We start from the raw sequence: 23,787 nt of genomic DNA, 5'->3' as shown, positions 1-23,787 counted from the left end.
TTATCGTGCTTAGGGCTTGATCGAGCCGACGGCGAGCTGGTCGATGTCGCGCGCCAGTGTCACGCCGATGACAGGGATCATCTGGTCGGCGACCTTGACGGAAATGGTGATGTTCATCGAATTGTCACTCGAGACGCGGGCAACCATGGCGCCATTGAGCTTGGAGCGGTTGATGCCGACGACGACCTTGTCGCCGCTGACCTGTCCGGAGGTAATATCCAATCCCTTGCCTTCGGCGCCATCGAGGAACTTGCCTTCGTAGCTGCTGCCCTTCTGGCTGATGATGGCGGACATGGGCTGGCTGAAGACGCCGACGCGGCAGGTGCCGCCAAGCTTGATGCCGGTCTTTTTGTCATCGAGCGGCTCACCCGTCAGATCGCAGGTGAATTTGGTGCCCTTGTATTTGCCCGCGACGATTTCGCCCGGACCTTTCCAGACGCCGGCCACGGAGCGGAAGAATACGTCGTCGCGATCGCGCGATGCGGCATGGACGTCAGACAGTCCGAAACCGCCGCTGACGGACAATATGGCGGCAAGTCCGCCCACAAGCGAAAAGAAGCGCGAATACATGATACTTTCCCCGGCGAAGAAGCCTGTTCGATAGGCGGCAATCTACCGGCGGAATGGTTAATGCTTGGTTTATTTCACCCGTATTCGCGGCTTTGTTCGTAACCTTTTGAACCGCCCATGTCTTGCCAATCAGGCTTTTTCGCCGCTTTTTCCGCCGCTTAAATCGGGTGTCAGGTCGGACATGAAATCGCCGATCCCCGGCCGCTTCACGGCACGAAACGGCAGCGGGCGGCAAAGGTCCATCGCCGCAATACCGATTCGCGCCGTCATCAGGCCGTTGATGACGCCTTCGCCGAGGCGGGCGGAAAGCTTCGAGGCAAGGCCGTGTCCGAGAACCTGCTGGGCGAGACCATCGCCGACGGCGATCGAACCCGTGACGGCCAGATGGGCGACGACGTCGCGCAGCAGCCGGAGCATGCCGAGCGTACCGGGACGGCCGCCGTAAAGTTCCGCCATGGCCCGAACCAGCCGCGTCACCTCGAACAACACGTAAGCGAGATCGACGATCGCACGGGGGCTGACGGCGGTGACCACGGAGACGCGCTTGGAGGAGTTGAGAATCAGTGCGCGCGCCTGCCGGTCGAGCGGCGCCAGCAATTCACGCTCGGCAAGCTCGATGAGATGGGGGCCGTCAATCACATCGTTTTCCGTATCCTTCAGCGCTGCGCGGCCCTTGGCCGTTTCGGCGCGATGGGAAAGGACGGCATTCAGGCGGGTGATGACGGCGCGGGCAGGTTTCGGGCTCTTGTCGAGGCTCGCCGTCTCCGCATCGGCCTTGAGCGACTGCACGGCATTGAGCCGCATGATACCGAAGACTTCACGCCCGACGAGGACGAGAACGGCGAAAAGCGCGACGACAAGGGCGATGCTCGCCGTATAACCCAGCCAGTCGGAGCGGGAAAACAGGTTGCGGATAAGCTGATCCGCCCAGAGGCCGAAGGCGAGCGAGAACAGGACGCCAAGCGCGCCGAGCGCGAGCTTGCCGAAAGAGAAGCGGTTTTTCTTCGGCGAGGCCACCGGCAAGGCGGCGGCATCGATCTCCTCCGGTGCCAGAAACGGATCGTCTTCGTCAGTCGTCAATGAAATCTCGGTATCGAAGCTGCGCGGCGCGCGTTTCTGCGCGGACGACGGCCGTGCCGTCTCCTCTGTCTCTAACGTGAAAGCCGCCGGACGGCGGGCCTGCGAATCGGTGGGTGTGGGAGCCTTCATGCGAGCTTGTCTCCGAACAGGAACTGCATGGCACGGTCGAGCCTGATATGGGGAACGGAAAGCCGGATGCCGCCACTGCCCGGCTCGTCCACATTGGGCGGGCGGAAGCGCACGACGTTGACATCCGGCAGCGTCGCCTTGTCGCCATCCTCGTCTATGCTGCGAAACAACGGTTCAGGGTCTTCGGGCAGGTCGCCGGGAAAGATCGCCGTTTTGCGATTGCCGTCGAAGGTCTCGCCATTGATGGTTTCTCCAGCCATCGGCGTGCCGACGATGACGGGCAGTTCGTGGCCGTCCTGACGCACGCTTGCCTCTCTGGTGGCGCGCACGGAAGCGAGAGCCATGACCTCGATGCCGGCACCGTTCATGCCGATGGTGGTGATGGCGCGGTCCACCAGGCGACGGGTCAGCCGCTCCAGCCGGTCATGGCTTTCGTGATGCAGGTGGTCGGCCTTGGTGGCGGCGATCAGCACCTTGTCGATGCGCCGGCCGATGAGCGACGACAGGAGGCTGTTGGTGCCGGGGCGGAAACAGGCAAGCACATCGCCAAGCGCCCGTTCCAGATCCTGAACGGCTTCCGGTCCGCGGTTGACGGCCTGCAGCGTATCGATCAGCACGATCTGGCGGTCGAGGCGGGCGAAATGCTCGCGGAAGAAGGGTTTGACCACAATCGACTTGTAGGCGTCATAGCGCCGCTCCATCATGGCGCGCAGCGAGCCTTTCGGCGCTTTTTCATCGGTCAGCCCCGGCAAGGGCGCAAATGTCAGCGCCGGAGAACCTTCCAGATCGCCGGGCATCAGAAAACGGCCAGGCGGCAGTGTGGAGAGCGATCTTTCGTCTGATTTGCAGGCCTTCAGATAGGCCGCGAAACTCTCCGCCAGCCGTCTCGCCGTCATCTCATCGGCAGGCGCATTGATATCGAGCGAGGAGGCAATCGCCAGCCATTCCTGCGCCAGCTCCGAACGGATGCCTGTCCCCGCGAGCGCGACGGTCGCATCGCTGAACTGTTTGTAGTCCTGCGACAGAAGCGGCAGGTCGAGCAGCCATTCGCCGGGATAATCGACGATATCGATGGATAGCTTGCCGGCCGAGAACCACCGGCCCCAACCACTGGCGCTCTGGTAATCCAGCGTGATCCTGAGTTCCGAGATCGCCCGCGTCGAATCCGGCCACAGCCTGTCGCGCACCAGAGCCTGAATGTGATCTTCGTACTGGAAGCGGGGAATGGCGTCGTCCGGCTGCGGCTCGAGGCGCACATTCGAGACGCGGCCCGACCGCATGGCCTCGAATAAGGGAAGGCGGCCGCCATTCAGGAGATTGTGGACGAGGGAGGAAATGAAAACCGTCTTGCCCGCCCGGGAAAGCCCGGTAACGCCAAGCCGCAATGTCGGATGGGTGAGGTTGCTCGCACGGTCGGCCAGATTATCGAGCGCGATAAGCGCACTGTCTGTCAGGGACGTCAGAGAAGGCGGCAATGGTAGTTTCCTGGCTGCGGTTCATGATCACGGCTGCAATATAGGAAGTCGCGGCTGCCCAAAAAAGAAGCGCCCCGGTGGATTTTCACGAGAGCCGCCATCGGCAGTGGCTCCGTCACGCGTTGTGGCGGCTACTTGCCCGGTGAGAGAAAATCGACCAGCCGCCAGCGATCCTCGCCATTTGCGGCACTGCCGTCGTGATCGAGCACGGCAAGCCCTGCGGTCGGGAAACCGGAGGGCAGGGCGGCATGCAAAAGATCCTCGCCGATCATCGCTTCCAGTGTCGCCTCCATGGTGGGGTTGTGACCCACCAGCATCACCGAACCAGCATCCGTCTGCGCTGCGATGAGGGAGAGATAGGTTTCGCTGCGCGCATTATACATCTCATCGACATAGGCGATTTCGATGCTTTCGTTGAAGGCGCGCTGCCAGGCCTGTGTGGTCTGCCGGCAGCGTGCGGCGGTGGAAGACAAGAGCACGTCGGGGCGATAGCGCCGGTCGGAGGCAAGATCGGCAATGATCTCCGCCTCGGCAAAACCTGCCTCGTTCAATCCCCGGTCGAAATCGCGTTCCCCAGGCGCCGCCCAGGCGGCTTTGGCGTGGCGCAAAAGATAAACTCGCTTCGGATGAGAATCTGTCAAGGGCGGGGACCGGCGTTCGAAACTCTGGGGTACAGCCGGATGCTACAGGATAGGATCGCGGGACCGCAAGTCCTCTTTCCTGTTGGCAAGTCGCATTGAAGTGATCGAAGAACAGATCGCCTCGACGCCAATAAAGGATAAAAATTAGTCATTTAGATGATTTTTGTGTCAGTTTTAAAAATGCCTGAAAACTGATCTGTAGACTTGAACCGGCCTATATCATTGGAGTATACACCGCCGCATTGAGATGTTCTTCGAGGAGAATCGCGTTGAGTGAGAAGATCGATCTTAGCAAATATGTACTCTCGGAAGACGACGAGTTCATGAATGCCAGCCAGCGGGCCTACTTCCGCGCGAAGCTGGTCGCCTGGAAAAATGACATCCTGAGAGAAGCGCGCGAGACCCTCGGACATCTCGCCGAAGAAAGCGCCAATCACCCCGATCTCGCTGACCGGGCTTCATCCGAAACAGACCGGGCGATCGAACTTCGCGCCCGCGACCGTCAGCGCAAGCTGATTTCCAAAATCGATGCGGCTCTTCAGCGGATCGAAGACGGCACCTACGGTTTCTGCGAGGAAACGGGTGAACCTATCGGCCTCAAGCGTCTGGACGCCCGCCCGATAGCGACGCTCTCCATCGAGGCGCAGGAACGTCACGAGCGTCGCGAAAAAGTTTATCGCGACGAATAACAAGGCTGTTGTGCCGGGCGCCGCGGCGAACCGGCCATCTTAAGCATCAGCACATACAAAAGGGCACGGAATTGTTCCGTGCCCTTTTGCATTGACGGTTTATGCGCGCCGCCTCAGCGGTCGCGGGTAACGGAAAGCTCGCCGAAAATACGCGCCATTTCTTTCTGCACGTCACCATCTGGCGACGCCCCGGTAACTGGTGGCGAAACGGGTTCGTTTTTCTGCTGCTTTTCCGGGGCGGCGGCAATGGACGGTTCATTGTCCGCATCCCGGCTCTTGGCTATCTCCGCTTCGAGAAAGCTCTCGAAATCGCTGGCCAGCTCATCGGAAAATTTCGCCTCAGCGTCGTTGGACGCAAAAGCTGGACTTTCCGGTTTCGGCGGAAAGGGGGCCGGCGGTGCATTCGGTTCGGACTTGAGGCCGGGAAGAACCCGCTCGCGCGCCGCATCGAGAAAATCAGCGGCGCTGGATTGGTCGAGCACCGGCTCGCGCGCGGCAAAAACCGGTGGAGCGATAACCGTGGGCCGTTCTTCTTCCACCTTTGCCTGACTCGTCTGTGCAGGCACTGGCGGTGCGACCGGTATGGGTGTCTGTACCGGAGCGGGCACGAAAGGCTCTGCGCGACGCGGTTCGCTGCGTTCGCCGGCCATGTCGAGCGATGCTGCCGCGGCCGGCAAAATGGCAGCTGCCGGAGCTGGGGCAACCGCTGCTGAGGGCGGCAGTGCGGGACGGCTGGTCTCTCTCTCAGGTGCGGCTTGCCTTGCCGGTGGAGCGGGCTCACGGATTGCGACGGGCGGCGGTGATACGGGTTGGGGCGATACGGATTGGGGTGGTGTCGGTGGACGCGACGGCAGTGGCGCAGTTGCTGCGGCCGGTTGTTGCGGGCGAGGGGCGGGTGCGATGGGTTCCGGCCGCTGCTGCGGCTGCGGTTGTCTCGCCGGTTCCTGTGACACCACGGGAGCCGGGGCTGGCGCTGCGACGGGCTGCTGTTGCGGCAGGGCGGCACGGCGTTCCTGGGGGATGGCCGGCTCGGCTCTCTTGGGTTCGCTCTCCTGACGCGGCAGCGCCTTCAATTCCGGCTCCTGCACGTCCCTGACGATCGGGATTGCGCCAATACCGCTTTCGATGACGATATCGGTCGGCCCGCCGATCATCACCAGATGCTCGACATTGTCGCGGCGAACCAGCACCAGGCGACGGCGCGCATCAACGGCCGTCGCGTCGAGAACCTGCAGGCGCGGCTGCCGGTTGCGTCCGCCTCGGATAAACGGGGCCGAACCGCTGCGCCTGCGCAGAAGCCATAAAGCGATCGCCAGAACGAGAAGCGCCACACCCACACCGACGACGGCGACGATGAGATTGTTTCCATAGGTGCCGATAAAATCTTCCATCATGGAGATCATCCCTTCAGATTTTTTCGAGCAATTAATATTGCCGTGGTTCTTATAGTGTGAACGTCAAACAGGAAAAGACGATTTTTTTGGGCGTGATACAAGGTTTATCCGCCACCGTCCCCCTGTAATACAAACCGGTTGGTGTGGCTTTGAGTTCCCTCATCGACTGAAAGGCCGGTGTATTGCGCCTCTCAGGCCGTTTTCCCTGTGCGTTTTTAAGCCTTTGTGGCCCGGCGGAGCTTTTTGATACTCAAGCGAGTTGCTACAAGAAATTTTAACGCCCGATTCCGTCGAGGACCGTGGCTGACCGAATGACGACCTGCACGACTGCGAGGCCAAGATGACACGGGTGCGCGAGACAAGCGACAACGACCTTCCGCTGGTGGACAGGCGTGCCCGCTCCGGCACGGTTTTGCGCATCCTGCTTCTGGCGCTGGTGCTGATCGCCGCCGCCGCCGCCTTCGTTTATTTCAAGAACTCTTTGGAAAACGAAATCGTACTCGGCATTCTCGGCGTGCTGGCGATGATGGGTATCTTTTTTCTGGTTTCGTCGATCATCGGTTTCATCGAGGTCATGCCGCAATCGCAGTCGGACGGGCTTGCCCGCCGTTTCCTGTCGGCCCATCCCGAAGGCACGCTGATCACCGATGCCAAGGGGCATATGGTCTATGCCAACGCCACCTATTGCCGCATGAGCGGCACCACCAGGGCGAGCGATATACAGAGCCTTGAGACGCTGCTGTCGCGTAGCCGGGAATCCACCGAATCCCTTTACCGGCTCATCAACGTGCTGCGGGAGGGCCGCGACGGTTACGAGGAGTTCCGGCTGCAGAAACCGCTGGGCGATGATGCGGGCGCCGGGCCGCACTGGTACAGGCTTAAAGGTCGGGTGCTGAAGGATGCGGGCGGCGAGGGGCTGCACGTTTTCCAGATTGCTGACATCACGCCGGAGCGCGAAGATCAGGAACGGTTTTTCCGCGAATTGCAGAATGCCATCGACTATCTGGACCACGCGCCGGCCGGTTTCTTTTCCGCCGGACGCAAGGGCGAGATCGTTTATCTGAATGCCACCCTGTCAGAATGGCTGGGCATCGATCTCGCGCAATTTTCACCCGGTTCGATGACCGTGTCCGACATCGTTGCCGGCGAAGGCATGGCTCTGATCGAATCCGTCCATCCGCAGGGCAGCGCCAAGCGCACCGAAATCCTCGATCTCGACATGCGCCGGGTGAACGGCCAGAGCATGCCGGCGCGCCTCGTGCATCAGGTCAGTTCCAAGGACGGTGCGCCGGGCGAGAGCCGGACAATCGTTCTGATGCGCCCCAAGGGGCAGGAGGATACGGAATCTTCCTCCGCCATGCGTTTTACCCGCTTTTTCAACAATACGCCGATGGCGATCGCTTCGCTGGATGGCGAAGGACGCATTCTGCGCATCAATGCGCCCTTCCTCAAGCTGTTCTCCGGCGTTGTCGGACGCGACGATATCGACCGGGGCGTGGCGCTTGAAACCGTCTTGCACGACAATGAGAAGCCGCGGCTGGAACAGGCGCTTGCCGAGGCGAAGGACCGTCAGGGCGATATCGCGCCGTTCGATTCGCGCCACCCGAGCGACGAGACCAGGCATTTCCGTTTCTACGTCAACGCCGTCATCGATCAGGACGACGAGGCGCCGGAAGAAGTGGCGATCGTTTATGCCATAGAGGTGACGGAGCAGAAGGCGCTCGAAACCCAGATGGCGCAGACGCAGAAGATGAACGCCGTCGGCACACTGGCGGGCGGCATCGCCCACGATTTCAACAATGTGCTGACCGCCATCCTGCTGTCGTCCGACCATCTGCTGTTGCAGGCGCGGCCCGCCGACCCGAGCTTTGCCGACCTCATGGAGATCAAGCGCAACGCCAACCGCGCCGCGGTTCTGGTGCGCCAGCTGCTGGCCTTCTCGCGCAAGCAGACCATGCGCCCGGCGATCCTCAATCTGACCGATGTGATCGGTGACCTGCGCATGCTGGTCGACCGGCTGATTTCCGGTACCAATGTCAAGCTCGAGGTGGATTATGGCCGCGATCTCTGGCCGGTAAAGACCGACCTGTCGCAATTCGAGCAGGTGCTGATCAATCTCTGCGTCAATGCGCGTGACGCCATGCCTGATGGTGGCAAGATCACCATCCGCACCCGCAATGTGGATGCGAAGGAGGCGGCTGCTCTCGGCCGTCCGGAAGTCCCGGCGGAAGACATGGTCATGGTCGAGGTCGGCGATAACGGCACCGGCATTCCGCCTGAAATCATGGACAAGATTTTCGAACCCTTCTTCACGACCAAGGAAGTCGGCAAGGGCACCGGTCTCGGCCTGTCGATGGTCTATGGTATCGTCAAGCAGTCCGGCGGTTACATCTATCCCGAATCGGAAGTGGGCAAGGGCACCGCGTTCCGTATTTACCTGCCGCGCCATGTGGTGGAAGTCGTTGCGGGCCAGCAGCCCGGTGAAACGGCGCTCACCCCGATGGCGGCACCTGAGCCGGTAAAGGAAGAACCGCTTGACCTCACCGGCAACTCCGCTGTCGTACTTCTGGTAGAGGACGAGGAGGCGGTGCGGCGCGGCGGCAAGCGCATGCTGGAAACCCGTGGGTACACCGTGCATGAGGCCGGCTCCGGCACCGAGGCGCTGGAGGTTATGGAGGAGCTGGAGGGCAAGGTCGATATCGTCGTTTCCGATGTGGTGATGCCTGAAATGGACGGCCCCTCGCTGCTTCGCGAACTGCGCAAGTCCTATCCCGACCTGAAGTTCATCTTTGTGTCCGGTTACGCAGAAGACGCCTTTGCGAAAAACTTGCCGGCAGATGCCAAATTCGGATTCCTGCCGAAGCCCTTCTCGCTGAAACAGCTGGCGATTGCCGTGCGCGAAATGCTGGATGACAATGCTGGGTAACAGGGAGCAACGGCAGGGCGGTGCGACAGAGATTCGCTCCCACTGTTGGTCACTGTAACCCCGTCCGTCAGGCTGAAAACCCGCCACCATCAGCGGTTTGCCTGTGCCCGCCCTCAGGAAGCCTCCGCATCCCCACTTTTCCTGAGGTTTGCCTCTTTGCAAACGCAATAGTGATTGCGCCGTTGCGTAAGGGGCTTAAAATCGCGTCACGACGACCTAGATATGAAGAGGCGAAGTTCTCCCTGCTGGCGATGAGCTGTCGGTTCGAGAATAGTGTGGAGAATGATGAAAGATGATCGCTAGGCCGATCTACATGCAGGGCGAGGGCGACGGGGAAGACGGCGGCACCAACCGCGGAACCTCTGTTATCACCCGCGTCAAGCCAAAGACAAAAAGACCGAATTTGTACCGTGTTCTTTTACTGAATGACGACTACACTCCCATGGAGTTTGTCATCCATATTCTGGAGCGTTTTTTCCAGAAGGATCGCGAAGCGGCAACCCGTATCATGCTGCACGTGCACCAGCACGGCGTGGGAGAATGCGGGGTGTTTACATATGAGGTCGCAGAGACGAAAGTAAGCCAGGTCATGGATTTCGCCCGACAGCACCAGCATCCGCTGCAGTGCGTCATGGAAAAGAAATGAGGATCGCAACGTGCCAACTTTTTCCCCAAGTCTCGAGAAGGCGCTGCACCAGGCACTGACCTTTGCAAATGAGCGTCACCACGAATATGCGACGCTTGAACATCTCCTTCTGGCGCTGATCGACGACGCGGATGCCGCCGCCGTGATGGGTGCCTGTAATGTCGATCTCGATGCGCTGCGCAAGACCGTCAGTGACTACGTCGACAATGAACTGACGAACCTCGTGACCGGTTACGACGAGGATTCCAAACCCACATCCGGCTTCCAGCGGGTCATCCAGCGGGCCGTTATTCATGTGCAATCGTCCGGCCGCGAGGAAGTGACCGGCGCTAACGTGCTCGTGGCCATTTTCGCCGAGCGTGAAAGCCATGCCGCCTATTTCCTGCAGGAGCAGGAAATGACCCGTTACGACGCGGTCAATTATATCTCCCACGGCATCGGCAAGCGTCCGGGCACGTCGCAGACGCGTGCGCCGCGCGGGGCTGATGAGCCCGAAAGCGAAAACAAGGCAAGCCGCAGCAATCCCGAGGAAGAAGGACCGTCCGCCAAAAAGCAGCAGGACGCGCTGAAGGCCTATTGCGTCAACCTCAACGACAAGGCGCGCAACGGCAAGATCGACCCGCTGATCGGCCGCCACGAAGAGGTCAACCGCACCATCCAGATCCTCTGCCGCCGTTCCAAGAACAATCCGCTTTATGTGGGGGATCCCGGCGTGGGCAAGACGGCGATCGCCGAAGGCCTCGCCAAGCGCATCGTCGAAGGCAAGGTGCCGGAAGCGCTGGCCAACGACACCATCTTCTCGCTCGACATGGGCACGCTGCTTGCCGGCACCCGTTATCGCGGTGATTTCGAAGAGCGGCTGAAGCAGGTCGTCAAGGAACTCGAAGAGTTTCCGGGCGCGGTGCTGTTCATCGACGAAATCCACACCGTCATCGGCGCTGGCGCCACGTCCGGCGGCGCGATGGATGCATCGAACCTGTTGAAGCCGGCTCTGTCTTCGGGCGCGATCCGTTGCATCGGTTCGACCACCTACAAGGAATATCGCCAGTTCTTCGAAAAGGACCGCGCACTGGTGCGTCGTTTCCAGAAGATCGACGTCAACGAGCCGTCGATCGATGACACCATCGCAATCATGAAGGGCCTGAAGCCCTATTTCGAAGATTATCATCACCTCAGATATTCGAATGAGGCGATCAAGGCTGCCGTTGAATTGTCGGCCCGCTACATTTCCGACCGCAAGCTGCCGGACAAGGCGATCGATGTGATCGACGAAACCGGTGCCGCGCAGATGCTGCTGCCCGCTTCCAAGCGCCGCAAGCTGATCACCGAAAAGGAGATCGAGGCCACCATCGCAACGATGGCCCGCATTCCTCCGAAGACGGTGTCCAAGGACGACGAGATGGTGCTCGCCAATCTCGAAAAGGAACTGCGCTCGGTCGTTTATGGTCAGGACATCGCCATCGAGGCGCTGGCAACGGCCATTAAGCTGGCCCGCGCCGGCCTGCGCGAACCGAACAAGCCGATCGGCTCCTATGTCTTCTCCGGCCCTACCGGTGTCGGCAAGACGGAAGTGGCCAAGCAACTCGCCGCCTCGCTCGGTGTCGAGATGCTGCGCTTCGACATGTCGGAATATATGGAGCGCCATACCGTGTCGCGTCTGCTCGGCGCACCTCCCGGTTATGTCGGCTTCGATCAGGGCGGTCTCCTGACCGATGGCGTCGACCAGCATCCGCATTCCGTGGTGCTGCTGGACGAAATCGAAAAGGCGCATCCGGATATCTACAACATTCTGTTGCAGGTAATGGACCATGGCTCGCTGACCGACCATAACGGCAAGAAGATCGACTTCCGCAACGTCATTCTCATCATGACGACCAATGCGGGCGCGTCCGAAATGGCCAAATCGGCCATCGGTTTTGGTTCTTCACGCCGCACGGGTGAGGATGAAGAGGCGATCAATCGCCTGTTCACGCCGGAATTCCGCAACCGTCTGGATGCGATCATTCCGTTCTCTCCGCTGCCGACCGCCGTTATCCACAAGGTCGTGCAGAAGTTCGTCATGCAGCTGGAAACCCAGCTCTCCGAACGGAACGTCACCTTCGATCTGCATGAGGATGCGATCTCCTGGTTGGCGGAAAAGGGTTACGACGAAAAGATGGGTGCTCGCCCGCTGTCGCGCGTGATCCAGGAACACATCAAGAAGCCGCTTGCCAACGAAATCCTCTTCGGCAAGCTCAAGAAGGGCGGTGTCGTCAGCGTCACCGTCGGCAAGAAGGACGACGGTTCCGACGGCCTCATGCTTGAGGTTCTGCCGGAAACCGCACCCGTGAAGCCGAAGCCGGAAGCGGAACTGAAGGCCGCCAAGTCGCCGGGCAAGGCGTCGAAGGCCAAGGCGAAACCCGCTTCGAAGGCGGCAACGGCCAATGAGGAAGCGGATGTTCTGGTCGCCGAGGCGGATAAGCCCGACGAGGAGAACAAGCCACGCCGCAAGGCCAATACGGTGCCAAAGGTGCCGAAGAAGAAATGATGCGGTCAAGCGACCGATAAATCGATGCCGGGCGAAAGCCCGGCATTTTCATGTGTAGTGGATATTGAATGCAAACTGCCGATAGCGATGCCATCCCCCTCAGTGGCTGGTTCTTCAGGGGAATGCGGGGCATCTTCTCGCTGCCCTCGCTCATTCTCATGACATCCTTTGTCGGTTTCAGTGCCTTTGCGCTGGAATCCGGGGTGCCGCGCGGCGAAGCGGTGTTCATGACGCTGATGATCTGGGCTCTGCCTGCCAAGATGATCCTGATCGGCTCCATGGTTGGCGGCGCCAATCTTGCCGCCTGTTTTCTGGCGGTCACGCTGTCGTCGGTCCGGATGATGCCCATGGTCGCCTCCATCGTTCCGGAGATGCGCGGTGCGAAGACGCCGACATGGATATTGCTGTTTCTCTCGCATTTCGTCGCGATTACGGCCTGGGTCTTCGCCACGCAGAACCTGTCGAAAGTACCGCGCGAGGCGCGTGCCGCCTGGTTCGCCGGTTTCGGCATCACGCTTACCGTCATCAACGCCATCATCGTCGGCCTATGTTATGGCGTCGTCGCCGCCTTTCCGCCGCTGGTTGCCGGTGTGCTGTTTTTCCTCACACCCGTCTATTTCGTGGCGTCGATATGGGCGTCGGCCCGCCACTCCGTCGTCAAGGTCGCTTTCGTCATCGGCGTGATAGCCGGGCCGGCCTTTGCGGTTATCGCTCCCGAATTCGATATTCTCTATGCCGGCATCAGTGGCGGAACGCTTGCCTATGTGATTGACCGCTTCGTTTTCCGCCGCAAGATCAAACCCGTGTCGCCGGAGAGTGAGCCATGATGACCGAAAACTGGTGGGCGCCCTATCTGTTCATCGCCATCGCCGGCTGGCTGGCGACAGATCTCTGGCGTTGGCTCGGCGTCCTCGCCGGCAACCGCCTGAAAGAGGATTCCGAGGCGCTTTATTGGGTGAGGGCGGTCGCCACCTCACTGGTCATGGCCGTTACCGCCAAGCTGATCGTCTTTCCAACCGGAACGCTGGAAGCCACACCCCTTTGGCTGCGCATCGGCGCGGCGGCCCTCGGTTTCATCGCATTTCTGCTGGCCGGCCAGCGTGTCATCGTCGGCGTGGCGGTTCCGATCGTGCTTCTGGCCGGCGGGTTGTTTGTGCTCGGTTTTTAATACTCTCCTTATCCGAATATTAAGTGCGATGCCCTAGTTTGCCGCTGACTGGAACCGGGGCTTTTTCCATGCGGCTATTTGCGGCAGAACGCTTTGTACTTGGCTTTATCGCCATATTATTCATCATCGATGCGGCATTGATCGCTATCAAAGGCATCGGTGTCGATTACGTCGGATATTTCCTATGCGCGCTGGCGGGTGCGGGCGTTTTCGTCCTCGGTCAGTTCTATCGCAAAAGCGGACGTGATCTTCGCATCGCCACCGCTCTGATTTCGAGCGGGTTGTTCATCCTTTTCACGCTCGTCGCCTCTGTTTTCAACTACATGTTCCTGCCCGTCGCTTTCCCGACGATCGATCACGTGCTTTTCCGTGTCGATGCGGTTTTCGGTTATAGCTGGACGGGCATCGTCCTGTGGGCGGCGGCACACCCCTGGATCGGAACGATCCTGTTCTTCGTTTATGCGACGTCGCTGCCGCAGCTTCTGGTGATCGTGATCGCGCTCGGCTTTACGGGCAAGGAGCGGAGATTGCACCACTTCCTGGTGACCGGAGTGCTTGGCGCCTTTGCGAGCATCGTCTTCTGGATATTCTTCCCCACATTCGGACCTTCGGCCTATGTGCAACTGCCGCAATGGATTTCTCAGGTCATTCCGATGGCTGTCGATAATACCTATGGGCAGGAGTTGAGCCGTCTTACAACGCAGGGCGTTGTCTATCTTTCGCCCAAAAACGCTTTGGGGCTGATCGGCTTTCCGTCGTTTCACATCGTCATGGCGGCAATGTCCGTCTGGTTTGTGCCGCGTCACTGGGCGGTGATGGCGGTTATCCTGCCGGTGAACCTCCTGATGCCGCTGGCCGTTCTCGTGCAGGGTGGACATCATCTTTCCGATGTTTTCGGCGGCCTCGTCGCTTTTGTCATCGTCTGCGCCGCTTCGGCCCGACTGCTCAACTGGCTTTCGGCAAGGGAACGGGCCGGAGAGGTGACAACCTCTCCGGCTCAGATCGTCGCGGCGGAATAGTCGCCAAGAGTTTTGCGCCCGCGGGCTTCCGCAACCAGCCAGTCCGACAGGATGCGGGCCGGTCCGGTCATCTCCCCCGATTCGATCAGCCAGTAATATTTGTCCCTATCGGCCGCCCGATTGGAAAGTACGGTCAATTGACCCTCGGCGATCTCATCGCCAAGAAGTGCTGTCGGGCAAAGGCCGATGCCTTGCCCGGCCTTGAGGGCGGTTACGAGCAGATTGAAATCCGCAAAGATCGGGCCGGCGGTTTTTGGCAGGGAGAGGCCAGCCGTCGCGAGCCAGCCCCGCCATGCGATCTCGCTGTCGTCATGCAGCAATTCCGCCTGTAGCAGGCTCGATACCTCATCGAAGGGACCGTATTTCGCGACATAGGCCGGTGCGCATGTCGGTCGCGTCTCGGCGCTGAAAAGCGCCATGGCGCTCTGCGCAGGTGTCGGGCCGTGGATGATGCTGAGATCGGGTAGCGTGGCATCATGTCGCCCGGAATAGCTGATCGATACCTGGATGTCGGGATGGAGCGCCCGGAAGCGGGGAAGGCGGGGCGTCAGAAAATGCGCCACCACCGAAGGCAGGCTGGCAAGGCGGACAGTCATGCGGTCGCCGCTGCCTCGCCTGATCCGCTCCGCGCCGGAAGAGATCTGCCGCAAGCTGGCCGAAACCGTAATGCCGAATTCCTTTCCCGCCGAGCTCAGCCTCACGCCTCTCGCATGCCGATCGAACAGAGGCACACCGAGCCAAGCCTCCAGATTGCGCACATGCTGGCTAACGGCAGTCGCCGTCATGCCGAGTTCCTGTGCGGCGAGAGAAAAGTTCTGTTTTCTGGCGGCGGCTTCAAAAGCGCGGAGTGTGGCGAGTGGCGGCAGTTTCATGGTCCGCAAGGGTAAGTAAGACTTGCCCTGAGCGCAAGAAAAACCCGTCTTGTCAGCCGGTCGTCCATGCCGCAATTTCACATCGACATTTCATCGCTTCGAGGATTTCATGACCCCTGTGCCTGCTGCCGAACCCGTTGATGCCGCCATGCGCCGCGCTATCCGCCCTGTCGTCGTTTATCCGAACGGTACTCTTGAGACACCGGACCTCGCGCGTCTGGAAAGGGCAAGGGAGAGCATGGAGAAGATCGACGAGGTCATCGTGCCGCCGCGGGATGGTCGGACTTTCAATGTGCCGAAGGGGCATTTTTTCCGCATCGTCAGCATCGAAGGTCCGCAAGTGGGGGATTTGAACCTCTGGAACGCCCATGATCTGACCGAGCGTTTTTTCAGCGGCAAGACCCGCGCTTTGCATGCCACCCATGTTTGCGTCGGTAACCGGCTGTGGAGCAACCTGCCATCCCTGCGGCCCATGGCGACCATCACCCATGATACGCTTTCATGGTATGGCTTTGATGAGGATGGCGGCGGCGTGCATGACGTGATCGGCACCCGTTGTGATCCCTATACCAACAAGCTTCTCAGCGGCGGCGATTACCACCATTGCTGCCATTCGAACCTGACCAATGCGCTTGCCTCGGCCAAAAACCTGTCATTCGGCGAGGCGGAGCCGCATGTGCACGATGTGCTGAATGTCTTCATGTGTACGGGTTTTACCCGCGACACGCATCAATATTTCATGAAGGCGAGCCCGGTGCGGCCGGGTGACTATCTGGAATTCTTTGCGGAAATCGATCTCATTGGCGCTCTTTCCGCCTGCCCGGGCGGCGATTGCAGCGCTACCCATTCCAGCGATACGGCAGCCTGTTATCCGCTGAAAGTGGAGATTTTCCGGCCGGATACGGCGGTGCTTGAAGGCTGGCCATGGCCGGAACGGAATGCTTACCGTTCTCCGGAATGATCAGTCCGAAAACCTCTCCTCCGTCATGCTCGGGCCTGTCCCGAGCATCTGCAACCGATTGATTTCAGATACGTGGTTGGATCCTCGGCACAAGGCCGAGGATGACGACACATGCTAGGCAGCTATCACGAAGCAAGCGCTGCCTTTATCTTCTCTGCATGCGCCTTCAGCACTTCGCCATCGGCCATTACGCCGGAATGCGGCTTCAGCGGTTCGCCTTCCTTGCGTGGAATGACGTGGAAATGCAGGTGGAACACGGTCTGGCCAGCCGCTGGTTCGTTGAACTGGGCGATGAAGACGCCATCCGCATCGAAGGCCTCCTTGGCAGCCACGGCGAGTTTCTGCACCACGGGGATGGTTCTTGCCAGCACTTCCGGGTCGGCATCGAGCAGATTGCGGGAACCGGTCTTGGGAACGACCAGCAGATGGCCGGGGGCCTGCGGCATCACATCCATGAAAGCAAGCGTATGCTCGTCTTCGTAAAGCTTGTGGCTTGGAATTTCACCACGCAGGATTTTTGCGAAGATATTGTTGTCGTCATAGGCGCTGGCCGTCATCGTGATCTCTCCTCATGGCGGACTAAACGTCCGGTTCCTGTCTCTCGCCCTTGCGGAAGGGCGTGTGTTCATCAAGATAATCGCCGATATGCTCGACTTCGTCGCGCTCGCGCTGAAGATAATCGGCAATGGCGCGGCGCAGGCCCGGATGGACGATGAAATGCGCCGAATGGGTGGTGACCGGCACGTAACCGCGCGCCAGCTTGTGCTCGCCCTGCGCACCGGCTTCCACTCGTTTTAATCCCTTAGCCAGCGCGAAATCGATTGCCTGATGATAACAGACCTCGAAATGCAGAAAGGGATGGTCCTCGATGCAGCCCCAATGACGGCCATAAAGCGCATCCGAACCGATGAAATTGATCGCACCGGCAATGTAACGCCCATCGCGTTTCGCCATCACCAGCAGCACGTCATCGGCCATGCGTTCGCCGATCAGCGAATAAAACTCCCGCGTCAGATAGGGCCGGCCCCACTTGCGGCCACCGGTATCCATATAGAAGGCGAAGAACTGATCCCAGATATCCTCGGTCAGATCGCGCCCGGTCAGCCAGTCGATCTCGATACCGTTTTCCAGCGCTGCGCGGCGCTCCTTTTTCAGCCCTTTGCGCTTGCGCGAAGAAAGGGCGTCGAGAAAATCATCGTGATCGCGGTAACCGTCATTGAGGAAGTGGAATTGCTGGTCGGTCCTGTGCAGGAAATCGCGCGGCAGAAGTGCGGCAAGATCGTCCTCTGGCAGAAAAGTGACATGTGCGGAAGAAACGCCGATCTTTTCCGTCACTTGGGCGACGCCGGAGGCCAGGAGCGGCTTGAAGCGCGTTTCGTCCACCGTTTCGGAAGTGAGCAGCCGCGGCCCTGTCGCCGGAGTGAAGGGAACCGAACATTGCAGTTTAGGATAATAATGACCGCCGGCCCGCTCGAAAGCATCCGCCCAGCCATGGTCGAACACATATTCGCCCTTGCTGTGGTTCTTCAGATAGGCCGGTATTGCCCCGACCAGATCACCGGATGAGTTTTCGAGTAGCAGATGATTTCCAAGCCAGCCGGTCTTGGCTGTCGCCGATCCGGAATCTTCCATCGATGATAAAAAAGCATGGGAAATAAAAGGATTGTACGGTTTTCCTGACGTATTGCGCGATGTTCCGGAAAGCTGTTTCCAGCTTTCCGGGTCAATATCCCCGAGGGATTGCGCAACGCGAATGGAATAGTCTTCTGTCATGCCGTGGCGGATGGGTTCTCTCTCGGGTCGAAACCCTCGAATGTCATCTGGTCCGCATATTTATAGGTAGTCTCGCGCGCATTTTCATCCCTGACCGTCCATGTAATCACCGGAAGGCCAAGTTTTCTTTGCGCTTCGATAAAGCTGTTGGGCAGATGCCCCCAATGATAGGAGATGAAATCAAGACCCAACTGCATCGCTTCGTCGTGTTTGAAGAAGTCTTCCGGCTTGTCGCCTTCGGCGGTGAGACCCAGCGGCCAGGGCGAGCCCGCAGCCTTCAGGTCCTTCAGCAGGTGGTGGTCGAAGCTCATCAGCGCCACATGGCCCTTGTAGCCCTCCAGGTCTTCCAGAACCGCCTCGGCGAAACCGTCATCGACACCTTCACCCTCACGGCCCTTCAGCTCGATCACCAGCGGCACCTTGCCGGCAGTAAGCGCCAGAAGCTGTCTGAGGGTAGGGACGCGGTCCTTGGTTTGGCCAACGGCAAGCATGGCCAGTTCACCTGACGTGCGCTCGCGCACGTCGCCATTGATGCCTGTCAGCCGGGCCATGTCATGGTCGTGGAAAACCACCGGCACGCTGTCGGCCGCCAGCTGCACGTCGCATTCGATGGCGAACCCGGCCTCGATGGCGCGGGAAAAAGCAGAAAGCGTGTTTTCCCAAACCGCCTTGTTGAGATCATGATAACCGCGATGGGCGACGGGCTGCGCCGTCAGCCAGGAGAGTTTCAGTGTCATGCGTCGATTTCCACGATGGCGTCGATCTCGACGGCGGCATTGAAAGGCAGGCAGGCCATGCCAACGGCGGCGCGGGCATGTTTGCCGGCATCACCGAGAACATTGGCGAGAAGGTTGGAGGCGCCATTGATAACGAGGTGCTGTTCCACGAATTCGGGGACAGAGGCAACAAAGCCGTTCAGCTTGATGACGCGGCGGATTTTCGAGAGATCGCCATTCAATGCGGCCTTGACCTGTGCGAGAATGTTGACGGCGCATAATTCGGCAGCGCGCTGGGCGCCGGCCACGTCGACATCGCGGCCAACAAGGCCGGTCACCGCAATCTTGCCAGATTCCATCGGCAGTTGACCCGATACATAAAGCAGATTGCCGCTGATGGTGAAGGGAACGTAGTTTGCGGCTGGTGCTGCGGCTACGGGAAGCGTAAAGCCAAGTTCCTTGAGGCGGCCTTCGATGACATCCGACATTTTCGTCTCCGGTTTTGTTGTAAATCCTTCAAGAATCCGGCATTCAGAAGATGTTGATCCAAAAGCCGGGCGGTTGCTTGTACAATATGAGCGGCTCTTCCAACAGGAGATATTGCATGTTTGTCAGGACGCTTGGTTTCGTTGCCGCAACAGGGCTTATGACCGGCCTGTCAAACGCCGCCAATGCCTTGCCGGTGGCGGTTCCGGACCTCGTCGCCCATCGCGCAGTCTATGATCTCGAACTCAAGGATGCGTCCGACCGCTCCGGCATCGAGGGCATGACGGGCCGCATGGTCTATGAATTCACCGGCTCGGCCTGTCAGGGTTACAAGACGGATTTCCGCTTCGTGACGCAGATCAATACCGGCGATGCGGTTCGCATGACCGACCAGCAGACCACGACCTTCGAGGATCTCACGGCCAAGAAATTCACCTTCGAGACCAAGTCCTACACCGACGACAAGCTGGACAAGGAAGTGCAGGGCGCGGCAATTGACGGCACCGACGGCATGAAGGTCGATCTGACCCGTCCGGATGCCCGCCAGGTCAGTCTCGTCGCCAGCGAGTTCCCGACGCAGCATATGTTTCAGGTCATCGAGCATGCAAAGCAGGGGAAGCGCATCTTCGAATCCCGGATCTTCGATGGTTCCGATGATGGTGATGAGAGCCTGATCACCTCGACGCTGGTCGGCAAGTCGCAAACTCCGAAGGATGGCGACGCGGACGCCGGCAAGGCGGGCGATTTCGCCAAGGCGGCATTCTGGCCGGTGACGATCGCCTATTATAACGACAAGACCGGTACCGACGCCCTGCCGATCTACCGCATGTCGTTCAAGCTCTACGAAAACGGAATCACCCGCGATCTGACGATGGATTACGGCGATTTCGTTCTGACTGGAAAGCTTGCGAAGCTTGATATTCTCAAGCCCGAAACCTGCGAAAACAAGCCAGTCCGCTGAAACGCGGCTATTTGAGCGATTTTTTCGCATAAATGCTTGCATTTTCATGCGGGCGACTGTATGCGGCTCACCATTCCACACGCGAAGCTTGGGATGTTCCGGGAGAAATCCGGTCCGTTCCGCCCGGTGGTATCGATGAAAATCGGTGCTGTTCGCTTCGCGGGGGTTAAACCGGAAAAGGAGTAACAAGGCATGGCATTGCCCGATTTTTCTATGCGCCAGCTTCTGGAAGCTGGTGTTCACTTCGGCCACCAGACGCACCGCTGGAACCCGAAGATGAAGCCGTACATCTTCGGCGACCGTAACAACATCCACATCATCGACCTGGCTCAGACCGTTCCGATGCTGTCGCGCGCCCTGCAGGTCGTGTCGGACACCGTTGCCCGTGGCGGCCGCGTTCTATTCGTCGGCACCAAGCGTCAGGCGTCCGAAATCATCGCCGACAGCGCGAAGCGTTCGGCCCAGTACTACGTCAACTCCCGCTGGCTCGGCGGCATGATGACCAACTGGAAGACCATTTCGAACTCGATCCAGCGTCTGCGCAAGGTTGACGAAATCCTGAACTCGGAAGGCTCCGGCTATTCCAAGAAGGAACGCCTGAACCTTGAGCGCGAGCGCGAAAAGCTTGAAAAGGCTCTCGGCGGTATTCGCGATATGGGCGGCGTTCCGGACCTGATGTTCATCATCGACACCAACAAGGAAAAGATCGCGATCGAAGAAGCCAAGCGTCTTGGCATTCCGGTCGTTGCGATCATCGACAGCAACTGCGACCCTGACCATATCGACTACCCGATCCCGGGTAACGACGACGCATCGCGCGCCATCTCGCTTTATTGCGACCTGATCGCCCGCGCTGCCATCGACGGTATCGCACGTCAGCAGGGCGCTTCCGGCCGCGACATCGGCGCTGCCGAAGAAGCTCCGATCGAGCCCGCTCTCGAAGACGAGGCTGGCGCCTGATTTAGGCCCTGTCTGGCGGCGATTTCTTGATCGCCGTCTCCTCGACCAGGATATGACAAGGCCGTCAAAGACCTTCAATGGGTTGACGGCCTTGTTCGTTTCAAGCGCTCCGCCGCGTTTTTTTAAGAACCCGCTGGCGTCCGATGTGGTTGAAACGGAAGGCAGTCTTCATAACGCTGTCACACTTCGGCGGCACCCATCATTTCGATGTATGGAGACGCCGCAGCACTTGGGAATGCGCATACCCCTTTCCTGAAATCCTCTCCGGTTTCAAAGGGTGTGCGGCCGGGTACACTCATCACCCAGAACTTCGGCACGGCAAATTCAGCCGGCTGACCGATCGAACCGATAAGAGGCAAACAATGACCGAAATCACAGCCGCAATGGTGAAGGAACTGCGCGAGAAATCCGGCGCAGGCATGATGGACTGCAAGAAGGCTCTTGCCGAAACCAATGGCGACATGGAAGCGGCGATCGACTGGCTGCGCGCCAAGGGCATCGCAAAGGCCGACAAGAAGTCCGGCCGTACGGCTGCCGAAGGTCTGATCGGCGTCGCCACCATAGGTCACAAGGCTGTTGTTGTCGAACTCAACTCCGAGACCGACTTCGTTGCCCGTAACGACGCGTTCCAGGACCTCATCCGCGGTATCGCCCAGGTTGCCCTCTCCACCGACGGCACCGTTGAGGCTGTTTCCGCCGCCAACTATCCTGCAACCGGCAAGAACGTTGCCGACAGCATCAAGGACGCGATTGCCACCATCGGCGAAAACATGACGCTGCGCCGCTCTGCAGCGCTTGAAGTTCCGCACGGCGTTGTCGCGACCTACGTCCACAACGCTGCCGGCGACGGCATCGGCAAGCTCGGCGTTCTCGTTGCCCTGAAGTCGGAAGGCGACAAGGCTGTCCTGAACTCCATCGGCCGCCAGGTTGCCATGCACATCGCTGCAACCAACCCGCTCGCCATCCGCGCTGAAGAAGTCGACGCCGCCGTTGCTGAGCGCGAACGCAACGTCTTCATCGAGCAGGCCCGCGAATCCGGCAAGCCGGAAGCCATCATCGAAAAGATGGTTGATGGCCGCATGCGCAAGTTCTTCGAAGAAGTCGCCCTTCTGTCGCAGGCTTTCGTCATCAACCCGGACATCACCGTCGGCGCTGCCGTCAAGGAAGCTGAAAAGGAAGCTGGCGCTTCCATCGAAGTGACCGGCATGGTTCGCCTGCTGCTCGGCGAAGGCGTCGAGAAGGAAGAAAGCGATTTCGCAGCAGAAGTCGCCGCAGTCGCCAAGGGCTGATTATATTTACCCAATCTTGGGAAAACGGGAGGGCATCGCGTGACAACGCGGTGCCCTTCGTGTATCCGCGTTTCGGTTACATTTCCGAGGAGTCATGATGTCTTCCAAGCCGATCTACAAACGTGTTCTTCTCAAGGCTTCCGGCGAAGCCCTTATGGGTGATCAGGGTTTCGGTATCGATGTGGCGGTGGCCGACCGGATCGCCTCCGATATTGCCGAAGCAAGGGCGATGGGTGTTGAAGTCGGCGTCGTCGTTGGCGGCGGCAATATTTTCCGCGGCGTGGCCGTCGCATCCAAGGGTGGCGATCGCGTCACCGGCGACCATATGGGCATGCTGGCAACCGTCATCAACGCGCTGGCGCTTGCAACCTCGCTTCGCAAGCTCAGCATCGACACCGTTGTTCTCTCCGCAATCGCCATGCCTGAAATCTGTGAGAGCTTCTCGCAGCGTGCAGCTCTTCACCATCTTGCCCAGGGTCGCGTGGTGATTTTTGCCGGCGGCACCGGCAATCCGTTCTTCACCACCGATTCCGCCGCAGCCCTGCGCGCTGCGGAAATGGGCGCGGAGGCCATCTTCAAGGGCACCCAGGTGGACGGTATCTATTCCGCCGATCCGAAGAAGGACCCGACGGCCACTCGTTTCGATGAGCTGACTCATAGCGAAGTGCTCGGCAAGGGCCTGGCGGTGATGGATATCGCGGCTGTCGCGCTTGCCCGCGAAAACCACATCCCGATCATTGTCTTCTCGATCCATGAGAAGGGCGGTTTCGCACAGATATTGACCGGCGGCGGCCGCAAGACCATCGTGCACGACAAGTAATCAAAAAAACATGCCGCCCCCCGGGGGCGAATTCCGGCCGCTATGGCCGACAGAGATGGAGTATCTAGATGAGTGGTATTGACCTCAACGATATCAAGCGCCGCATGGATGGCGCCATCAATGCGTTCAAGAGCGATATAGCATCGCTGCGCACCGGTCGTGCTTCGGCCAACATTCTCGACCCCGTGACCATTGAGGCCTACGGCTCGCGCGTGCCGCTCAACCAGGTGGCAAACATCACCGTTCCCGAGCCGCGCATGCTTGGCGTCAACATCTGGGACAAGTCGATGGTCAACGCCGTCGACCGCGCCATTCGCGAATCCAATCTCGGTCTCAACCCGATCGTCGACGGCCAGAACCTCAGAATTCCGCTGCCTGAACTCAACGAAGAGCGCCGCAAGTCGCTCGTCAAGGTGGCCCACGACTATGCCGAAAAAGCAAAGGTGGCGATTCGCCATGTGCGCCGCGACGGCATGGACGGCCTGAAAAAAGCCGAAAAAGATGGCGACATCGGTCAGGACGAAAGCCGTGGACAGTCCGAAAAGGTCCAGAAAATGACCGACGACACGATTTCCGAGATTGAACGCTTGCTTGGCGAGAAGGAAAGAGAAATCATGCAGGTCTGATATCGCTTGCGATAGACCTGTATTTTATTCGTTTTAATTCCGCACTGCCTGTTACTGGA

23 protein-coding genes are annotated in these 23,787 nt (G+C 59.5%); 13 read left to right on the top strand and 10 right to left on the bottom strand.

Going from position 1 to position 23,787, the window contains the following annotated elements; all coding sequences use genetic code 11:
- Positions 1-9: 9 nt before the first annotated feature.
- The 4 genes from AKG12_RS08440 to AKG12_RS08425 all read right to left on the bottom strand — a co-directional run bounded on the left by AKG12_RS08440 (position 10) and on the right by AKG12_RS08425 (position 3,862).
- Positions 10-570 (bottom strand): hypothetical protein, encoded by a 561-nt coding sequence (locus AKG12_RS08440; protein WP_046800254.1) that lies wholly within the window; start codon positions 568-570, stop codon positions 10-12.
- Between the two features lie 129 nt (positions 571-699).
- Positions 700-1,779: a YcjF family protein gene (locus AKG12_RS08435; protein ID WP_052818500.1), complete on the bottom strand. Its 1,080-nt coding sequence runs from the start codon at positions 1,777-1,779 to the stop codon at positions 700-702.
- Complete coding sequence (locus AKG12_RS08430) at positions 1,776-3,254, bottom strand: YcjX family GTP-binding protein (RefSeq protein ID WP_052818499.1); 1,479 nt, start codon at positions 3,252-3,254, stop codon at positions 1,776-1,778. Before AKG12_RS08430 ends, AKG12_RS08435 begins: the two co-directional genes overlap by 4 nt.
- Before the next feature lie 131 nt (positions 3,255-3,385).
- Positions 3,386-3,862 carry a SixA phosphatase family protein gene (locus AKG12_RS08425; protein ID WP_052818498.1) on the bottom strand — a complete coding sequence of 159 codons (477 nt, stop codon included), beginning with the start codon at positions 3,860-3,862 and terminating at the stop codon, positions 3,386-3,388.
- Positions 3,863-4,164: 302 nt separating this feature from the next.
- Here AKG12_RS08425 and dksA point away from each other — a divergent pair, with 302 nt between their 5' ends.
- A complete protein-coding gene (gene dksA, locus AKG12_RS08420) occupies positions 4,165-4,584 on the top strand; it encodes an RNA polymerase-binding protein DksA (RefSeq protein ID WP_046800250.1) in 420 nt (139 codons plus the stop codon).
- 113 nt (positions 4,585-4,697) lie between these two features.
- Here dksA and AKG12_RS08415 read toward each other — a convergent pair whose 3' ends face one another.
- Positions 4,698-5,987, bottom strand: a complete 1,290-nt coding sequence (locus AKG12_RS08415; protein WP_052818497.1) for a flagellar biosynthetic protein FliO — start codon at positions 5,985-5,987, stop codon at positions 4,698-4,700.
- Between the two features lie 331 nt (positions 5,988-6,318).
- On the opposite strand from AKG12_RS08415, the gene cckA reads away from it, so the two are divergent.
- The 6 genes from cckA to AKG12_RS08385 all read left to right on the top strand — a co-directional run bounded on the left by cckA (position 6,319) and on the right by AKG12_RS08385 (position 14,264).
- Complete coding sequence (gene cckA / locus AKG12_RS08410) at positions 6,319-8,904, top strand: cell cycle histidine kinase CckA (protein WP_052818496.1); 2,586 nt, start codon at positions 6,319-6,321, stop codon at positions 8,902-8,904.
- A gap of 292 nt (positions 8,905-9,196) precedes the next feature.
- The gene (gene clpS / locus AKG12_RS08405) at positions 9,197-9,550 is read left to right on the top strand and encodes an ATP-dependent Clp protease adapter ClpS (RefSeq protein WP_046800247.1); all 354 of its coding nucleotides are present in this window, start codon (positions 9,197-9,199) and stop codon (positions 9,548-9,550) included.
- 10 nt (positions 9,551-9,560) lie between these two features.
- Entirely contained in the window at positions 9,561-12,077 is a 2,517-nt protein-coding gene (gene clpA, locus AKG12_RS08400) for an ATP-dependent Clp protease ATP-binding subunit ClpA (protein ID WP_046800246.1), read from the top strand.
- 68 nt (positions 12,078-12,145) lie between these two features.
- Positions 12,146-12,904 (top strand): AzlC family ABC transporter permease, encoded by a 759-nt coding sequence (locus AKG12_RS08395; protein WP_052818495.1) that lies wholly within the window; start codon positions 12,146-12,148, stop codon positions 12,902-12,904.
- Positions 12,901-13,245, top strand: coding sequence for an AzlD domain-containing protein (locus AKG12_RS08390; protein ID WP_046800244.1), 345 nt, complete (start codon positions 12,901-12,903; stop codon positions 13,243-13,245). Before AKG12_RS08395 ends, AKG12_RS08390 begins: the two co-directional genes overlap by 4 nt.
- A 68-nt stretch (positions 13,246-13,313) precedes the next feature.
- Positions 13,314-14,264, top strand: a complete 951-nt coding sequence (locus AKG12_RS08385; RefSeq protein WP_052818494.1) for a phosphatase PAP2 family protein — start codon at positions 13,314-13,316, stop codon at positions 14,262-14,264.
- Here the strand turns inward: AKG12_RS08385 and AKG12_RS08380 are convergent.
- Entirely contained in the window at positions 14,243-15,136 is an 894-nt protein-coding gene (locus tag AKG12_RS08380) for a LysR family transcriptional regulator (protein WP_052818493.1), read from the bottom strand. The two genes, AKG12_RS08385 and AKG12_RS08380, sit on opposite strands and share 22 nt — an antisense overlap.
- Before the next feature lie 109 nt (positions 15,137-15,245).
- Between AKG12_RS08380 and AKG12_RS08375 the strand changes: the two genes are divergently transcribed.
- Complete coding sequence (locus AKG12_RS08375; RefSeq protein WP_052818492.1) at positions 15,246-16,097, top strand: urea carboxylase-associated family protein; 852 nt, start codon at positions 15,246-15,248, stop codon at positions 16,095-16,097.
- Positions 16,098-16,222: 125 nt separating this feature from the next.
- On the opposite strand, the gene AKG12_RS08370 is transcribed toward AKG12_RS08375, so the two are convergent.
- From AKG12_RS08370 to AKG12_RS08355, 4 genes are read right to left on the bottom strand one after another with little or no spacing between them, the layout of a single operon-like run.
- A complete protein-coding gene (locus AKG12_RS08370) occupies positions 16,223-16,654 on the bottom strand; it encodes an HIT family protein (protein ID WP_003496252.1) in 432 nt (143 codons plus the stop codon).
- 22 nt (positions 16,655-16,676) lie between these two features.
- The gene (locus AKG12_RS08365; protein ID WP_052818491.1) at positions 16,677-17,870 is read right to left on the bottom strand and encodes a GNAT family N-acetyltransferase; all 1,194 of its coding nucleotides are present in this window, start codon (positions 17,868-17,870) and stop codon (positions 16,677-16,679) included.
- Positions 17,867-18,607 carry a glycerophosphodiester phosphodiesterase gene (locus tag AKG12_RS08360; RefSeq protein ID WP_052818490.1) on the bottom strand — a complete coding sequence of 247 codons (741 nt, stop codon included), beginning with the start codon at positions 18,605-18,607 and terminating at the stop codon, positions 17,867-17,869. The genes AKG12_RS08365 and AKG12_RS08360 overlap by 4 nt, the downstream gene beginning before the upstream one ends.
- The gene (locus tag AKG12_RS08355; RefSeq protein ID WP_046800238.1) at positions 18,604-19,074 is read right to left on the bottom strand and encodes a RidA family protein; all 471 of its coding nucleotides are present in this window, start codon (positions 19,072-19,074) and stop codon (positions 18,604-18,606) included. Before AKG12_RS08355 ends, AKG12_RS08360 begins: the two co-directional genes overlap by 4 nt.
- Before the next feature lie 116 nt (positions 19,075-19,190).
- Between AKG12_RS08355 and AKG12_RS08350 the strand changes: the two genes are divergently transcribed.
- From AKG12_RS08350 to frr, 5 genes are all read left to right on the top strand, one after another.
- Positions 19,191-20,033: a cell envelope integrity EipB family protein gene (locus tag AKG12_RS08350; protein ID WP_046800237.1), complete on the top strand. Its 843-nt coding sequence runs from the start codon at positions 19,191-19,193 to the stop codon at positions 20,031-20,033.
- Positions 20,034-20,225: 192 nt separating this feature from the next.
- Positions 20,226-20,993 (top strand): 30S ribosomal protein S2, encoded by a 768-nt coding sequence (gene rpsB / locus AKG12_RS08345; RefSeq protein WP_046800236.1) that lies wholly within the window; start codon positions 20,226-20,228, stop codon positions 20,991-20,993.
- A gap of 362 nt (positions 20,994-21,355) precedes the next feature.
- On the top strand, positions 21,356-22,282 hold the full coding sequence (gene tsf / locus AKG12_RS08340) for a translation elongation factor Ts (protein WP_052818489.1): 927 nt from the start codon (positions 21,356-21,358) through the stop codon (positions 22,280-22,282).
- 97 nt (positions 22,283-22,379) lie between these two features.
- Complete coding sequence (pyrH, locus tag AKG12_RS08335; RefSeq protein WP_003502561.1) at positions 22,380-23,102, top strand: UMP kinase; 723 nt, start codon at positions 22,380-22,382, stop codon at positions 23,100-23,102.
- A 68-nt stretch (positions 23,103-23,170) separates the two neighbouring features.
- Complete coding sequence (frr, locus tag AKG12_RS08330) at positions 23,171-23,728, top strand: ribosome recycling factor (RefSeq protein ID WP_046800234.1); 558 nt, start codon at positions 23,171-23,173, stop codon at positions 23,726-23,728.
- Positions 23,729-23,787 lie beyond the last annotated feature (59 nt).

Origin of the sequence: Agrobacterium sp. SUL3, from assembly GCF_001263295.1 — a bacterium.
Classification (GTDB): Bacteria; Pseudomonadota; Alphaproteobacteria; order Rhizobiales; family Rhizobiaceae; genus Agrobacterium; species Agrobacterium tomkonis.
This window is presented reverse-complemented; position numbering and strand designations above follow the sequence as displayed.

Coding starts and splice junctions, on each gene's coding strand:
- cckA (WP_052818496.1), top strand. CDS start 6,319: ATGACACGGGTGCGCGAGACAAGCGACAACGACCTTCCGCTGGTGGAC.
- AKG12_RS08370 (WP_003496252.1), bottom strand. CDS start 16,654: ATGACGGCCAGCGCCTATGACGACAACAATATCTTCGCAAAAATCCTG.
- tsf (WP_052818489.1), top strand. CDS start 21,356: ATGACCGAAATCACAGCCGCAATGGTGAAGGAACTGCGCGAGAAATCC.
- AKG12_RS08380 (WP_052818493.1), bottom strand. CDS start 15,136: ATGAAACTGCCGCCACTCGCCACACTCCGCGCTTTTGAAGCCGCCGCC.
- frr (WP_046800234.1), top strand. CDS start 23,171: ATGAGTGGTATTGACCTCAACGATATCAAGCGCCGCATGGATGGCGCC.
- pyrH (WP_003502561.1), top strand. CDS start 22,380: ATGTCTTCCAAGCCGATCTACAAACGTGTTCTTCTCAAGGCTTCCGGC.
- AKG12_RS08390 (WP_046800244.1), top strand. CDS start 12,901: ATGATGACCGAAAACTGGTGGGCGCCCTATCTGTTCATCGCCATCGCC.
- AKG12_RS08395 (WP_052818495.1), top strand. CDS start 12,146: ATGCAAACTGCCGATAGCGATGCCATCCCCCTCAGTGGCTGGTTCTTC.
- AKG12_RS08440 (WP_046800254.1), bottom strand. CDS start 570: ATGTATTCGCGCTTCTTTTCGCTTGTGGGCGGACTTGCCGCCATATTG.
- AKG12_RS08435 (WP_052818500.1), bottom strand. CDS start 1,779: ATGAAGGCTCCCACACCCACCGATTCGCAGGCCCGCCGTCCGGCGGCT.
- AKG12_RS08350 (WP_046800237.1), top strand. CDS start 19,191: ATGTTTGTCAGGACGCTTGGTTTCGTTGCCGCAACAGGGCTTATGACC.
- AKG12_RS08355 (WP_046800238.1), bottom strand. CDS start 19,074: ATGTCGGATGTCATCGAAGGCCGCCTCAAGGAACTTGGCTTTACGCTT.
- AKG12_RS08385 (WP_052818494.1), top strand. CDS start 13,314: ATGCGGCTATTTGCGGCAGAACGCTTTGTACTTGGCTTTATCGCCATA.
- AKG12_RS08375 (WP_052818492.1), top strand. CDS start 15,246: ATGACCCCTGTGCCTGCTGCCGAACCCGTTGATGCCGCCATGCGCCGC.
- AKG12_RS08365 (WP_052818491.1), bottom strand. CDS start 17,870: ATGACAGAAGACTATTCCATTCGCGTTGCGCAATCCCTCGGGGATATT.
- rpsB (WP_046800236.1), top strand. CDS start 20,226: ATGGCATTGCCCGATTTTTCTATGCGCCAGCTTCTGGAAGCTGGTGTT.
- clpS (WP_046800247.1), top strand. CDS start 9,197: ATGATCGCTAGGCCGATCTACATGCAGGGCGAGGGCGACGGGGAAGAC.
- AKG12_RS08360 (WP_052818490.1), bottom strand. CDS start 18,607: ATGACACTGAAACTCTCCTGGCTGACGGCGCAGCCCGTCGCCCATCGC.
- AKG12_RS08415 (WP_052818497.1), bottom strand. CDS start 5,987: ATGATCTCCATGATGGAAGATTTTATCGGCACCTATGGAAACAATCTC.